Source organism: Pseudoalteromonas rubra, from assembly GCF_005887095.1.
In the GTDB taxonomy this organism is placed as follows: Bacteria; Pseudomonadota; Gammaproteobacteria; order Enterobacterales; family Alteromonadaceae; genus Pseudoalteromonas; species Pseudoalteromonas rubra_E.
This window is the reverse complement of record NZ_PNCI01000027.1, coordinates 43,524-58,697: the sequence shown is the minus strand read 5'-3', so window position 1 is coordinate 58,697 and position 15,174 is coordinate 43,524. Positions and strand designations below refer to the sequence as shown.

Sequence of the window (15,174 nt, the reverse complement as noted above, 5' to 3'; positions counted from 1 at the left end):
CAAGGAGACTTTATGAAAAAACTATCTAGTTTAACTCTGGCACTGGTTGCTGCCGGACTTGTGGGCTGTGGCAGCGCAAATTACGCCGATAAACCGCAGACTACAGCACCAGGCGCACCGGGTGACAAGCCATACTGGGCGTACTCTGGTAAAACCGGTATTGGTACTTCCTACGAAGCTTACAAGCAGGGCCAGTATTCAGATCAAGCAAGTACGCAAGCCGTATCAAAAGTGTGGTTTTCCATCGCCAAGGGCATGATCACAGAGACTATGTTTGGTCTTATTCACCAGGCGCAGATCAAAGACATGCAATTTATTGTTACCGGCCCGGATTTTACGGTAACGGAACAAGATGCGCTGGACGTCAGTATCGATTACCTCGATAAAGACGCACAAGGTCGTCCGCTGTCTTTAGCATACAAAGTGACAAGCAAAGACAAGCAAGGCCGTTTTACGCTAGAGAAGCACATATTCACCGATCCTGACGGGCAAACGCTGTTTGTCCGGGCGAAGGTACATACTGAGCGAGATGGCGTGAAGCTGTTCGTTAATGTGAATCCGTATGTGAATAACAACGGCCTGAACGATTTTGCGAAAGTCACAGAGCAGGGCCTGGTTGCCTGGGAAGGAGACAATTACCTGACACTGCAAAGCAGGACGGGCTTTAAGCAAGCAAGCGTGGGCTTTACCGGTCAGAGCGATGGTCTGGCAGAGCTTAAAGCAAGCCAGTCAATGGCACAGCGTTACACCAACACAGGCGCACAAAGCGGCAACGTTAATTGGCTGGCGGAGCTGGGTGACGTCGACAAGCAGGCGACATTCGACCTGGCACTGAGTTTTGGCACATCGCAAAGCGCGAGTTTCCAGGAAGGTGCTCAGTCACTGGCCCGTGGTTATCAGCAGGTGCTGGCCCACTACAATGGTGAGGGAGAAGCCATTGGCTGGCGCGACTATCTGAACAGTCTTGAGCCAATGCAAAAGCTCAGCGGTTACACGGCCGATCAGGGCAAACTACTTTATACCAGTGCTTTGGTGTTAAAGGCGCAGGAAGATAAAACCCACGCAGGAGCCCTGATCGCTTCTTTGTCTAACCCCTGGGGTGACACCGTGGCGGCTGAGCAAGGCCACACCGGTTATAAAGCGGTCTGGGTACGCGACTTCTATCAGGTGGCAATGGCATTTTTGGCTATGGGCGATCCGCAAACCGCACTGACTGCATTTGAATATCTGGAAAAAGTTCAGGTCACAGACAAGACGCCTGGCAACCACGGCGACACCGGCTGGTTCTTACAAAAAACCCATGTTGACGGTGAGCTGGAGTGGGTAGGCGTGCAGTTGGACCAAACTGCTATGCCAATTATGCTGGCGTGGAAACTCTGGCAGGCCGGTGTACTGAGCGATGAGAAGCTTGCTTACTGGTACAAGCGTATGCTCCAGCCAGCGGCCGAGTTCTTAGTCGATGGCGGGTTGGCAAGAATCCTCTGGAACGACACTCAGATCACACCACCGGCAACACAACAGGAGCGTTGGGAAGAGCAAGATGGTTATTCACCATCGACAACCGCTGCCGTTATCGCGGGCCTGGTCGCTGCCAGTGACATTGCGAAACTGGCCGGAGATAAAGCCGGCAGTGAGCGTTATATGGCAACAGCCAAGCGTTACGACAGTGAAGTGGAATCGACTATGTTCACCACTGAGGGTAACCTGCCTTCTAAGCAAAGCGATGGTAAATATTTCTTCCGCATTGGCAAAGACGCTAACCCGAATACCGATACTAAGCTAAGCGACAACAACGGCCGTGCGGGTATGGATAAGAAGCAGATCATTGATGGTGGCTTCCTGGAGCTTGTGCGCTACGGCGTCAGAGCGGCAGATGCCAGCAGCATTACCAATACCTTGCCAGAGTATGAAGATGAAAACCTGCCGGAGAACCTGCGAGTTAAATACAGCTTTAACTTTGCCGGGGATCCTAATAGTTATCCGGGCTACCGCCGCTATGGTAACGACGGTTACGGAGAAGACGAAGTGCGTGGAACCAATTATGCTGAGCAGGGTCAGAACACAGCCGGTCAGCGTGGTCGGGTATGGCCTTTCTTCACCGGTGAGCGCGGTCATTACGAAATCGCAGCGGCCAGCCAGGCTAATGGATTGGATGACAATGCGGTTAAGCGTATCAAATACACTTACATCAAAGGCATGGAGCACTTTGCAAACGAAGGCCTGATGCTGCCTGAGCAGGTGTGGGATGGCGTGGGTGTGAATCCGTTCGGTTATACACTGGGCGAGGGCACAAACTCTGCCACACCACTGGCCTGGACGCATGCTGAGTATGTGAAGCTGGTTCGATCACTTGCCGATAAGCAAGTCTGGGATCATTACCCGATTCTTGAGCAGGCGCTTAAATAGTCGGTTTCTCTCGACAACAAAACGCGGTATATCTGAGGGTTACCGCGTTTTTTATTTACTGATATTTAATCTAGCAATTTATTATCAGACTTAAGCTCAGGGTCAGCATCGAGAATAGACTTAGATCACACTTTTGTACTTAAAATTTCATTACTTCAATTCTATTGTAGGTTTAATTCCTCGATTATTGTATTATAAATCCAATAATTTATAGGAAATTAAATACCCAATTATAATAAGGGAAGAGTAATGAATAGAAAAACTTTAATATCTCTGTTTATGGCTTCTGCATGTTCTGTTAATGCACAGGATTTACAGTTTAACCAAATTACAGAGCAGGGTACCTCTGTCGGAAAAGCGGCGCAGCAAGCAATATTTACAGGTGTTGCGAGCTTTAATGACTCCACTGCTGGTACCGTTTCTGTTGTTGACAATAACGATGGCACCGTAAATATCTCATTCTCTGAGTGGCCTTATCTGGATGGTGCGCATCTGAGTGAAACTGTGTCAACCTTTGTCTTAGATTATGGGCGACACCTTCAGTCAGACGGTTCTATCTGGGAGGTTGGAGTGGTTGACCTCAATGGCAGTAGTCAAATGTTGTCTTTTTCAGAGACAATGCCGCAAGTTCCGTTTGTCTTTCTGACTGGTCAAACGCGCAATGGTGTTGACCCCTACACTGCCAGAGCGAGTCACGTTACACGACTAGGTTTTAACGCTCAAGTTCAGTATCAGGAAAGCAGTACTGGTTCTGAAGTAAATGAAAAAGTGGCTTACCTTGCTATTTATACGCCAAATAGTGAAGGTCGGCTTGATTCAGGTATCTCATACAAGCTCGAACAGGTGAAAGCTACTGATCAAATTACTCCAGTGGGTGAGCATGATATTTTTCTTCATGAAGAGCAGTCTAAAGATACAGAGTTAACGCATACCACAGAAGTTGTTAATGTACTTGAATTGAATGGTCACTTGTTTGCGCAGGACATTACAACCCTGGGCAGTGATACGATGACCGTTCGCGCGAATCTAAATGTTCGCGAGCCTGAAGCGCCTGAGCCACAAAGCTGTCAAGCTATTCTAAGCGCAGATCCCAGCGCGCAATCTGGCTATTATACACTGGATGTGGATGGCAGAGGTGGTCTGAGCGAGTTCACGACTTACTGTGATATGGAATATCAAGGTGGTGGCTGGACTTTAGTCAGCATCAGGTTTGCACCTAATAAAAACTATGATGGCTGGCCAAACGACTTAACCGGTTTTATGGTCGAAGCGCAGAACATTACATCACTTGATGACAATTACCACCTGCCAGACGCACATTGGCAATATATCAAAGATACCTATAGCGAGCTGATGATGACAATGCCCACCTTCAATGGTGCGTATGCGATTGCTGATATTTCTGTGCTTAAAAACGCAAATTGTGTGCCTCTTCAGGACACGCTTGGTTTAATTCCGGGCGAGACGGGAGAGAGGAGATATCGGTTATTTTGGCATGAAAACTCAGGCTGTTCAGGCTCTGGTTCTGATTATTCAATGCTAGACTATCAGAATATTTACGGTTATTCCAAGATCTATAAATCTACAAATATTGTGACTTACGTAAGTCAACAGACTTCATATGTGTATGTTCGCTAGCTGAGTCTGAGATAGCAGGTTCTTAAACCTAAGTGTATGGTTTTCATTGCATATTAAGTAGAGAACCATTATTAACCAAACCTAGTGTCAAGCATTAGTCTTTAACTGATAAAACGCGGTACACCCTGAATGTACCGCGTTTTTTCCTTTGTGTAATACCTTTGCCTTATCTTATCGCTGTGGTATGAACTCATTATGGGTTTGCCTGCGTCTCAAAGTTAACCGTTTGCAATATCGGGAAGATTTTTAACCGTTTTTCTCTATACTTTATGGCAACTAATAGGGAGCTCAAGTCTGAGCAGTAATATAATACTGTCAAGATTGGATTAGCCTATGTATTGAGTGTGCTTTGGGCACCCTCGGTTCTCTATTAGTTAAGTCGCTGACGCCGTGCTGAAGTAAACGGCCAATAGAATGGCCTTTGGTAAGAAAGTATTTAATGCCATTTACGCTTTGTTTGCCGCAATCTTCAGATTGCAGCAAGTTAAATAGGAAAAATAAGGAGAAGTAAGAATGATCGACAGTTATTTATCTGTTTTAAAAAACTATACGGAATTCAAGGGTCGAGCTAGACGCAAAGAGTATTGGCTGTTTATGCTATGCAATCTCATCGTCATGATTGTGCTGGGTTTGATTGATATGATGCTGGGATTGTACTCTGAGGAAGCGGGTGTTGGTCTTGTAAGTGGCTTGTATGCACTTGCCGTTATCATTCCAAGTATTGCAGTCGGTGTACGCCGTTTGCACGATATTGGCCGCAGTGGTTGGTGGTTGCTGTTAACATTTGTGCCTTTAGTCGGCCCTCTGGTACTGCTTGTATTTAATGTGATGGACAGTAAGCCGGGTGAAAACGAATACGGCCCTAACCCAAAAGAAGCACCACAAGCTGAGCTTGCTTAGCTTTGCGCAGTTTCCTGGGTGGCTTAACGCTCGCCCAGGATCTCAAAATCATCACTTTGCAGACGAGCTCTGCCGTCTTGCTCAACCACCCAATGTTCAGCGTGGATCTTGCCAAAGGCTTTGTTCATCGTCCAGTTTGCACTGAGTAAGTAACCTGCTTTTGGGTGCTTTTCCCATACGACGTCGAAATAGACTACATCACTGAACCCCTGGTCGATAATGTCCTGCCAAAATGCTCTTATATCATCAGTTCCTGTAAACATGCCTACAGGGCGCGCCTGCATAGTACAAGTTGATGCATATTGTGCAGCGCAGCCAGCGGCATTTTGTCGGTTAAATGCATCCTGCCAGGCTTGAATACCAGCCTGACATAAAGCCAGTTCTTGTTGGTCTGTCATCGAGAGACTCCGTTTGTTTTGTTTCAGTGAGATTAGAATAGTGGTTTTAATTGTTCTGAAAAACAAAGATAATAGAAAACACTGTTTAGTTATTCCATACAATCAATATGCGCCAACTTGGAAAAATGTCGTTGTTTGCCCACGTCGTCGAAGCCGGTTCCCTGTCCGGCGCAGCAGAAAAACTAGGTTTGTCAAAATCAGTGATCAGTCAGCATTTAAAAGTGCTTGAGCAGGAGTTGGGGGTGGTGTTGATCAAACGCACAACTCGTCGACAGTTTCTGACTGAGCCGGGCAAGCGCTTTTATGAGGCGTGTAAATCACTCAATCAGATAGCCGAAGCGGCCTGGGAAGATATTCAGGCCCAACAGGTTGAACCTGAGGGAAGCGTACATATTACAGCGCCGAATGCACTGATAGAAAGCCTGCTCACTCCGATTATTGGTGAATTGATGCAACAGTACCCAGGTGTGCTAGTCAAGCTAACTTGTGATGATCAGCACCTCGATATGATGGCGCACAACATAGATATTGCAGTCCGTATTGGTACGTCTAAAGACAGCACACTCAAGCAAAAAAGGCTGGGTCGCTTTCGCGATGTACTATGCGGACATGCACGTTTTTCAAAAGAGAAACTGACGCAGGCTCCTTATATTGCAAATGCCTGGGAAGGCGCGCTGATAACGCATCAATTTATAACGGAAAATGGTGAAGAAAAGACGCTAACTCCTAAGGTTAGTTGCATCACAAATGCATTTCATAGTACCGTTTCACTAATCCGGGCTGGGGCAGGAATAGGCTTAGTTCCGGACTTTTATTTAAAGCACTTTTTGAAGGATGTCACTGTGCTCCTGCCACAGGCCAGTCTGTCCGAAAATTCGGTTTACTTGCTCACTCCCTTTTCCAAGCATACACCTATGGCTGTCCAGGTATGCATGGATGCGCTGAGTGCGGGTATTCAGGATAGGTTGTCTGAGTATGACAGGTAAAATGATATCAGGAGGCATAATGAAACGTCGAATGTAACAGTATCCAATGCCTTGTATGAGTGATCTAATTGCCAAGCTGATTTGCGAATGCAGATCGCTTGGTACCTCCCTTATAACAGTGTTTTCCGACATTGTTTTTTGCGCTTTGCCAGGTGGAAAAATACTTAACGATATTGATATCCAGTATTAATATTAATGAAATGATGATTATAAATTAATATTGCGTTGACGGGTGGTTGAGCTTGTGGGCATTATGTAGCCAGTATAACAAAAGGAAAGTGCATAAAAATGAACAAGTATACTGGATTGCTTTGTCTTTCGTTATTGCCCACTCTACTGCTTGGGGCATGCGGAGGCAGTGGGGGAGATGGTGCGTCTGATGTGGATAATCAAAACAGCTCAGAGCAGAATCAACCACGAGAAGGGGCAGCCGATTTAGTCAAAAATTACATCAAGCCCGCTTCTTTGGTAGTCAACTCTGATGTAGAACATTATCAAATTGCTATGGTGGGTAATAGCCACTCCAGTGGCCTTGCCCCAACTCTTAAGCACGCGATTGAAACTATGTCGCCTGATAAAACCGTCAATGTTGAAGTGTTGGGGTTTGGCTTTACTGACAATTTGATTGGCGACTATGAAGTAGTTAAGCGCTTTACGCAACCTGATACACCCTGGACACATTTGATAATTCAGGGTCAGAAATACTCTCAGTCTATGTCTAAGTATTATTCTACAGAGGCAACCAGGCAATGGGTAGCAATGGCCAAAACACATGGCGCTACGCCCATTTTGTTTCCGGAGCACCCACAAAGGGGGAATACTGTGGAAGGCGGCTATGTTCATGGTATTCACAAGTCTATCGCTGCCGCAGAGCCAAGTTGTCTGGCACCCATTGCAAAGGCCTGGTACGGCACGATTGCCAGCAGGCCAGAACTAACACTACATGCTGCAGATGGCAATCATGCTGACTCCTTGGGTATCCTGTTAAGCTCTCTGGTATTCACGCAAATCATCACCGGACAATCCGTAGATAAAGGGTCTACCAGCATTGTGGCCGGGGTGTCACCCGAACTGCAAGGAGAGCTGGCTCAACATGCGGCACAGGCTATTGCTGAACAACCAGCCTGCCCGGAGAACATTTAAAAAGGATAAAAGTGCAGGAATATGACGGTATTTATCTCTGGTGCGATAAAACAGGACAATGAATGTATTACGGGTTTATCGATAGTGTTTTTCCTGCAGGCCATACTTTTTGGCTATCACTGCAAGCCGACCATCCAGTTGTAACCTGAGCACACCCAGGTCAAGCGCCAGTGAAAGTTTTTCGCTACTCGTCAGTTTGGGAGAAAAGGCAATATAAGCGCTCTCCAGGGGACTGACTGATCCAACGGACTTGATTTGGTCAATGATCCCCATTCTTTTAGCCTGAAACCAGACTACCGGACCGGCATCCACATAGACATCAATACGCTTACTGGTTAGCAGTAGCAGGCTGCGTTTAACAACATTGTCTCCGGATATTTGTGTAATGTAGCTATTGGGAGACGTGCGGTGAGATTTTATATAGGCATTTAGCAAGTGACCGTAGTCGTAGCCTTGCACAACACCAAGGCGCACTTTGTTGAGGGAGTGTTGGTTGTTGAATGCCCAGGTGTTCTCTGCCAGGGTGAATAAGGTATTTGGGCTGAGTTTGAGAATAGGGACTTTTGGAAAATAAAAGTCTGGCGCGTCATCTTTGAACGCGCCCACGATAGCATGAATTTTCCCTTCACGGGCCTGATGAATGGCTCTGAGCCAAGGCATTTCAATGTACCGCACCTCATACCCGGAGATTGCCAGTGCTTCGGTGGCAACATCAATCATAAACCCTTTGTCTTTATCATTCTCTCCACAGTTCACTGGGCACCAGTTGTCTCCAGCAATCAGGACCAGCCTGTCGCTGTTTGATAATACCGCCAGCGGAAACAAGAACAGACAAAAAAGTGTGATACGTAGCATATTGCGGTAAATGAATGATGATACTGGGAGTCTAGTCAAAAAACGTCAGTCCGGCAACGTAGAGAAGATCGCCTCGGTTGTCAGTCTCATTTTTTGATATTAACAAAGTCGCTTATGAAGCTCCTGCAAAGTCAACACAGCATTGTACTGTTATCGCTAAGCACTATTGTTTTCTATAATGCACTGAATTTAAATAATATATTTTCTCAATACCTTAAAGTCATATAGAAATCATCCAAAAGTCAGGCACAGAGGAGCTGCTTTAGCTAGGTTACCGCTTGTACAAAAAGGAGAGCTAACATGATCAAACAAAAGATAGTAACGAGCTTAGTGGTAACCCTACTCATGGGCAGTTTTAGTCAGTTAATAATGGCAAAGTGTACTCAGCCCATTGAGGCTACGCAGGCTGAATTAGAGGGAGGGTACCGGGATGTTACAGAGCTCAAAAGCGCATTTATTGATACAGCGCCACAGCGAAAAAACGACGGTTTGGCTGTCGGAACGACCGGAGTTGATGGTGGTAACAGGGCGCTGCTAGTAAAATTGGCACAAGAAATAGAAAACAACATGCATGGGCAATTTGACAGCCTACTTATCGCCCACAAAGGCAAGCTGGTGTTTGAGTCCTATTATTCCCGTGGCCGCATCAACCTGCCACATTATCAGGCATCTGCAACCAAAGTGTACACCAGCATGGCACTTGGCAGGGCCATTCAGCTGGGTTATCTGAGCATGGCAGATCTGGACAAACCTGTGGTGAGTTTTTTAAAGGGTCTGGATACCAGCAAGCTGACAACAGGCAGTGATAAAATCACGCTCAATCTGGCCCTGACCATGCGCTCAGGTATTCGACTGAGTGACGAGCAAAAGAAAGGATTGGAACAAATATCTGAACAGCTTAAAGGTCAGCAACATGCTCAGGCGTTGCTGGAGCGCAGTGCTCCCATCAGTGCACAAACGCAGACATTTAAATATCAGGATGACCCGATGCTGATCATGCATGTGATTGATGCCGTGGTGCCCGGGACAGCAGAAGCGTTTATCAAGCAGGAGCTACTTGATAAGCTGGGGATCGAACAATATCGTTGGCAAACAGCTGATAACGGCCTTCCTGAAGCTGGCTGGCGAGTCAACATGACATCCCGTGATATGCTCAAGTGGGGCACGTTGGCCAGCAACAAAGGTATGTGGCAGGGTGAACAGTTGATCCCGCAAGGTTACATCACAAAAGCAATCAGCCCTCAACTCTATACTGGGGATGAAGACATGTTTGGGGGCGGTAAAGATGTATCTAAACAGGGCTATGGATATTACTGGTGGAACGCTGAGCTTCAATCAGGTGAGAAACGTTTCTATAGTGTGTCTGCCCAAGGGGGTGGTGGTCAGTATATTATTTTGGTCGAAGAACTTGGCCTAGTTGTTGTGGTGACTGCCAATCGAAGGGAAAACAGCACACTGCAATTAATGGCAGAACGGGTGTTACCTGCCTTTATGTAGCAGCAAATGGAGAATACCTGTCAAAGGGCTATTCTCCTTTGTAAAACAATTAATTGGTATTTTACGAGTACAGGATCATTTAAAAGAAATTTATGCAGACACGGTCAGCATGGCCCGGTGCAACTGCGATTTGAGTATTACACAGGCTCTGCCGGTTGAGGCCTGCGCTGACAAAGTGACAGACTGGCTGCAGTCGTTGCGAGGATAAGGTAAAAGACAGTGAAGGTATTGGTAACGGGCTCGGCAGGTAGAGTTGGGCGGGCAATTTATATTAAGCTGATGCGTGAATACGAGGTGGTTGGCTTAGATAAAACACCTTGTTCAACGGCTGACTTTGTTGGGGACATTCGCGATAGCGATTTGTTAAACGAGGCGGTTGAGGGCATTGATGTGGTTGTCCATACCGCAGCTCTACATGCTCCTCATGTAGGGCTGGTTGATGAAGATATGTTTCAGTTCGTCAATGTAGAAGCGACAAAACAACTCGCTTTGGCTGGAGTTCAGGCGGGGGTTAAGCACTTTGTTTTTACCAGCACGACGGCCTTGTACGGTCATGCTTCTACACCTTCAGGGCGAGCTGGCTGGATCACCGAGCACACCGTACCTCAGCCAAAGTCGGCTTATCATCGAAGTAAGATATTGGCAGAGCAAGCATTACACACTATTTCGACAGAGCATAGTTTGCCGGTAACGGTGTTACAAATGTCGCGCTGTTTTCCTGAGCCTGCAGATCTGATGGCAATCTACAGGCTGACACGTGGCATTGACGCAAGAGATGTGGCGACGGCACATCTGTGTGCCATACAAAAAAGGTTGACGGGCTTCAGGCGTTTTATCATATCCGGCGCCACACCTTTTAACCGCGCCGATTGTGAGCGTTTATACCAAGATGCACCGGCAGTCATCGCTGAAAAATGCCCTGACCTGGTGTCGGCATTTAAGCAACGTAACTGGTCTTTGCCCAAGTCTCTTGACCGGGTATATGACTCTTCGGCCGTACGGCAACAACTGCAATGGCAACCAACACATGATTTTAATCGAGTATTGGAGATGCTGGATACCGAAACTGCTGAGGTATTACCCTGTATACGTGGTCGTTCGCTGCCATAAACAAATTGTGCAAAAACTCGCAGAATTCGCTCAAAGTTTGTTCGGCCTGGCCGATACCAAACTACATGGATGGGAGCGGAGGAGCTATGAAAATTGAAAATGCACAAGTTAACATGAGTAATAAGCATGAGGGGCAGGCCCATGTTTATGAAAAGCGGACTGAAATTTCGGACCCACCAACGTCTGAGAACGTTAATCCTATCCAGTCTGGTAATGGGGACCAGACCTTACAGGGGGAGGTGGCGGACGTAGACAGTACATCGACAGAGCTGGATATGCAGACCAGCGCCAGAATGTACATCCTGAAATTGCTGGTTGAAAAACTTTCAGGCAGTGACGTTCAGTGGTATGACGCTGTGGTGGGAAAAGATATTTCACATGCTGAAATGTCCGAGATTATGTCGGCGGGAGAGCAGGCAAATGCCAGCCCAACTGCGCCGACACAGGTTATCGTTGAGCGGTTGGCTCACGAGAGCCAGTCAAACGTCTTCAAAGCCGATGGGCAAATTCGGCTTGAAAGCGGGGAGCAGATCAGTTTCGCGTTTAAGTCTGTCTTCGAGCAGTCACATACCAGTTATGAACGGACCATTGAAAACGTCAATATGAAAGATCCTCTGATCATTAGTTTCACCAATCGTGCCGTAGAATTGGACAGCGAGCGTATGGATTTTGATATAGATGCTGACGGCGACGCAGATACCTTTGCGCAACTGAAAAAGGGATACGGTTATCTGGCATTGGATCTCAACCAAAACAATCAAATCGACGATGGTAAGGAGCTGTTTGGAGCGCTCAGTGGCAATGGGTTTGCCGATCTGGCCAAGTATGACGACGACGGAAACGGCTTTATTGATGAAAATGACAGTATCTTTGACAGCCTAAAGGTTTGGGTCAAAAACAAAGAACAGGATGAATTAGTGTCACTCAATGATGCCAGCATAGGTGCAATTGCGTTACAAAACGCAGATACGCCAATGAACATCAGATCAGATGGGCAGCTACAGGGAGCGATTCGAAAGTCGGGGTTTTATCTCGATGAGAATGGAAAACCAGGCCTCGTCCAGCAGGTTGATTATGTGGTTTAAACCCAAAGACATTTAATATAAGTACTTACCCTAAATGCAATTGTTTGGTGTAGAATACCGGGCGATTGTATGAGGGTAGGCTTAACTGACTTGTGTCACACCATCAGCCCAGCGATTCTCTTACAATCCTAGTACTCAGTTAGCACGTATTGGCTAACTCACAGTCGTTTTTGTATTTATTTAGGTTGTATTATGAAATTTAAGATACTCGCCGTGTTGCTTATGCTTGGTGCTGTCACTGCATGCCAGACAACACTTCACCCCGATAACCGTACATCTATCAGTAATATCATCATTGAAGAGCCATCAGATAAAACGTCGCAAGACAGTGAAGTCAGGCTATCTAATGTAGCAGTAGGAAAATATGATAGAAAAGGGGGCAAATTTGCTCTTAGCCTGAAATCGTCTAGCTACATAGTAGGTAACTACCAGATCACACCACACTGGGTCATTGAGCCTGCCAACCTGGATACTTTCAAAGAGCTACTTTCAAATTACTTAAAACCTGAAGAAGAGAAGGAGTTTACACTGACGGTCGATCTTGGTTCTGCGGGGAATGTACTTGTTTTGCAGGGTGAAGAGCGGTTGTATCTCAATAATTTTTTGAAGGGTTCTTTCGTATTTACCAAAGAAACCGTTGCTGAGCTGTATCAGTTCATCAATAAGCCCTATGTGTTACCAGAAAAAGCTAAGTAACAGTGGCGGTGCTTTTTAAAGCAATTTTTTAATCAAGGATGGTGAAAAAGCGATGCGATTTATCTACGTAATGGATCCCATGTGTGGCTGGTGTTACGGGTTCCAACCTGAGTTAGAACTGTTTCTGGCTAAATACCCACAAGCGCAGGTAAATTGGATTATGGGTGGGCTGGCACCAGATACTGACCAGCCTATGGCGCAGGCATTGAGAGAAACCATCTCATCGTACTGGCATCAGATTGAAAGTAAAACCAAGGTGTCATTTAACCATGATTTTTGGCGGTTCAATACCCCAATACGTGCAACTTATCAGGCTTGTCGAGCAGTGATTGCTGCACAATGTATACGGGAAAACAGTTCGATGGACATGGCAAAAGCCATTCAGCGAGCCTACTATCAGCTCGCACAAAACCCTTCTTTGGATGATACACTGATAGCGTGCGCAGGCTCCATTGGGCTCGATAAGCCAAAATTTCAGGAAGTACTGGGCTGTGCTCAGACCCAAGCCCAACTCAACCAGCATCTGGATTTAGCACGTCGTTTAAGGGTTTCTGGCTTTCCTGCGTTGTTTTATGTTAACGAACAGGGTGAAGCTTACCCTCTGACACTAGGGTTTTGCAGCGCAACAGAACTTGAGCAGCGCTTTGGCCAACTGTGAGCAGCGCATTGGCCAACTGCCAACTGAATGAGTTGTAATCGATCCTTACAAAATGAAACGGCCAATAAACAACATATAAGCTGCTATTTGCTAGATTAATCCGCAAGTCTCTGCATATCTGACAACTGTTAGAAATAAGGATTAATACAGTGAAAATTAGCAGTTCTATCCTCTTTACAATCGGTTTGTTTAGCTCGTTAGCCAACGCCATCGTTATTCGACACGATGTACCCCAGCAGTATTATGACGCTTCGCTTTCTGACTTCCCGCCATTGGCAACCCTTTATAACATAGGTGTTCATGGCACTTTGATAGCGCCCGACTGGGTACTGACAGCAGCCCATACCGTGTTTTGTATGAACGCGGGGCAATCTATAAAAGTGGGAAATGAGCTGGTTAAAATATCACAGCGTTTCAGTTACCCCGAATATCGATTAGGCAAGCAACACGACATTGCTTTGCTCAGGCTGTCTCAGCCAGTGACGAGTGTGAAACCGGCTGAGGTTTACAATATGCAGGACGAACAAGGTCAAGTGGTGTGGTTTATTGGAGCTGGTGGTTTCGGTACCGGTGATCAGGGAGAAACAGTCAATTATAAGGACAATAAAGGGAAGTTAAGAAAAGCGCAAAATAAGATCGTCAAAGTAACAGACGCTGATATTGTCTTTAAATTTGAAGAAGGGAGCAAAGGAGAAGCGTTGGAAGGGGTCTCTGGTAATGGTGACAGCGGCGGACCTGCCTATATCAAACAAGATGGACGCTTAGTATTACTCGGTGTGAGTTCACGAACAGATTCCTGGTTTTACGATGTCGGTGAATATGGCGTTACTGAGCTATATACCCGAGTTTCGTCTTATCAGAGCTGGATTGAGCAAGTGATCGGCGCGCAAAGCGATGCTGAAAGGCGTCAATTAGCCAGCGTGGATCCCTTTTTGCACGAAAACATGGAAGAGAAAAGGATGGATGCTTTGTGCAGCTCACTGTCCCTTGAAAAGTGAGTTAGCCAAAAAAGTAAGCTATTTTTTAATTGTCTCAGTTTTTTATACGGAACTCAGTATCAAATGACCTTCGCTGAACATAGTCGCATGGAGCAGGGTTCAGAGAAGGTCAATCCAGTTTTATCAGCTGAGGGCTTGCTGGAGTTGCTGCATATAACGATCGCCATCAATTACATTGCCAAACGAGATAACACGCTTCGATTGTGTATCAACAAAAACCGGCTGTTCTTTTTTACCGCTATCCACAATGATGTTTAGTGACATAGACAGCTCTTTGGGCGGGCTTTGTGAATGTAAGTCCTGAGACTTGTCCATATAGAGCACACATCCTTCCTCTAATACAAAGTCGCCATTGAAATGAATATCAATCTCTTCGCCTTCTTCATAGGTGCTGCCTTTATGTTGATACTCATACATGTGTGTTGTATAACCACTGCCACTTAATCCCAGCGTCAATAACTCGAAATTGTGGTCGTGACATAAGCCATATGCGAACAGGTTTTCATCATCTTTAGTGTAGTCACTGTCTGTTCTTGGTTCCCACACAACGGCACGTAGCATCAAGGTATCATCTTTATATAGTACAAATGAGTTCTTACCATATGAATTGGCTTCGGGGTGCTGAAGTGATTGCATAATATGATCTAATACATCGGGAATATTTGCTCTCAGTCCCATTAACTGGTCTACCAGGCCTGGCGTGTCACACAGTCTTTGACCTTCTTTTACATTGTTTTTAATAAACGCCATCAATCCTGCAATGGAGTTAGGGGCAACGGTTTTTGGTGAGTAAAATTCCATATG

At 46.1% G+C, this 15,174-nt stretch carries 14 protein-coding genes; 11 read left to right on the top strand and 3 right to left on the bottom strand.

Features of this window, described 5'->3' with window-relative positions:
* The first annotated feature begins 12 nt into the window (after positions 1-12).
* The 3 genes from CWB99_RS12280 to CWB99_RS12270 all read left to right on the top strand — a co-directional run bounded on the left by CWB99_RS12280 (position 13) and on the right by CWB99_RS12270 (position 4,944).
* Positions 13-2,406, top strand: a complete 2,394-nt coding sequence (locus CWB99_RS12280; RefSeq protein ID WP_138550557.1) for a glycoside hydrolase family 15 protein — start codon at positions 13-15, stop codon at positions 2,404-2,406.
* A 249-nt stretch (positions 2,407-2,655) separates the two neighbouring features.
* Positions 2,656-4,044 carry a fibrinogen-like YCDxxxxGGGW domain-containing protein gene (locus CWB99_RS12275; protein ID WP_138550556.1) on the top strand — a complete coding sequence of 463 codons (1,389 nt, stop codon included), beginning with the start codon at positions 2,656-2,658 and terminating at the stop codon, positions 4,042-4,044.
* Positions 4,045-4,560: 516 nt separating this feature from the next.
* Positions 4,561-4,944, top strand: a complete 384-nt coding sequence (locus tag CWB99_RS12270; protein WP_212748516.1) for a DUF805 domain-containing protein — start codon at positions 4,561-4,563, stop codon at positions 4,942-4,944.
* Between the two features lie 23 nt (positions 4,945-4,967).
* Here the strand turns inward: CWB99_RS12270 and CWB99_RS12265 are convergent, their stop codons facing one another.
* On the bottom strand, positions 4,968-5,342 hold the full coding sequence (locus CWB99_RS12265; protein ID WP_138550554.1) for a nuclear transport factor 2 family protein: 375 nt from the start codon (positions 5,340-5,342) through the stop codon (positions 4,968-4,970).
* Between the two features lie 107 nt (positions 5,343-5,449).
* Between CWB99_RS12265 and CWB99_RS12260 the strand changes: the two genes are divergently transcribed.
* A complete protein-coding gene (locus CWB99_RS12260) occupies positions 5,450-6,328 on the top strand; it encodes a LysR family transcriptional regulator (protein WP_138550553.1) in 879 nt (292 codons plus the stop codon).
* A gap of 288 nt (positions 6,329-6,616) precedes the next feature.
* Positions 6,617-7,471, top strand: a complete 855-nt coding sequence (locus tag CWB99_RS12255) for a hypothetical protein (protein WP_138550552.1) — start codon at positions 6,617-6,619, stop codon at positions 7,469-7,471.
* 75 nt (positions 7,472-7,546) lie between these two features.
* On the opposite strand, the gene CWB99_RS12250 is transcribed toward CWB99_RS12255, so the two are convergent.
* Complete coding sequence (locus CWB99_RS12250; RefSeq protein WP_138550551.1) at positions 7,547-8,365, bottom strand: substrate-binding periplasmic protein; 819 nt, start codon at positions 8,363-8,365, stop codon at positions 7,547-7,549.
* A gap of 261 nt (positions 8,366-8,626) precedes the next feature.
* On the opposite strand from CWB99_RS12250, the gene CWB99_RS12245 reads away from it, so the two are divergent.
* The 6 genes from CWB99_RS12245 (at position 8,627) to CWB99_RS12220 (ending at position 14,370) form a co-directional block, all read left to right on the top strand.
* On the top strand, positions 8,627-9,823 hold the full coding sequence (locus CWB99_RS12245) for a serine hydrolase domain-containing protein (protein ID WP_138550550.1): 1,197 nt from the start codon (positions 8,627-8,629) through the stop codon (positions 9,821-9,823).
* A gap of 219 nt (positions 9,824-10,042) precedes the next feature.
* Positions 10,043-10,933, top strand: coding sequence for an NAD-dependent epimerase/dehydratase family protein (locus CWB99_RS12240; RefSeq protein WP_138550549.1), 891 nt, complete (start codon positions 10,043-10,045; stop codon positions 10,931-10,933).
* An 86-nt stretch (positions 10,934-11,019) separates the two neighbouring features.
* Positions 11,020-12,018 (top strand): hypothetical protein, encoded by a 999-nt coding sequence (locus CWB99_RS12235; protein WP_138550548.1) that lies wholly within the window; start codon positions 11,020-11,022, stop codon positions 12,016-12,018.
* 192 nt (positions 12,019-12,210) lie between these two features.
* Complete coding sequence (locus tag CWB99_RS12230; protein ID WP_138550547.1) at positions 12,211-12,714, top strand: hypothetical protein; 504 nt, start codon at positions 12,211-12,213, stop codon at positions 12,712-12,714.
* Between the two features lie 52 nt (positions 12,715-12,766).
* Positions 12,767-13,372, top strand: a complete 606-nt coding sequence (locus tag CWB99_RS12225) for a DsbA family protein (protein WP_138550546.1) — start codon at positions 12,767-12,769, stop codon at positions 13,370-13,372.
* Positions 13,373-13,521: 149 nt separating this feature from the next.
* Positions 13,522-14,370 (top strand): S1 family peptidase, encoded by an 849-nt coding sequence (locus CWB99_RS12220; RefSeq protein WP_249331865.1) that lies wholly within the window; start codon positions 13,522-13,524, stop codon positions 14,368-14,370.
* A gap of 123 nt (positions 14,371-14,493) precedes the next feature.
* Here CWB99_RS12220 and CWB99_RS12215 read toward each other — a convergent pair whose 3' ends face one another.
* Positions 14,494-15,171: a hypothetical protein gene (locus CWB99_RS12215; RefSeq protein ID WP_138550544.1), complete on the bottom strand. Its 678-nt coding sequence runs from the start codon at positions 15,169-15,171 to the stop codon at positions 14,494-14,496.
* Positions 15,172-15,174: the final 3 nt, after the last annotated feature.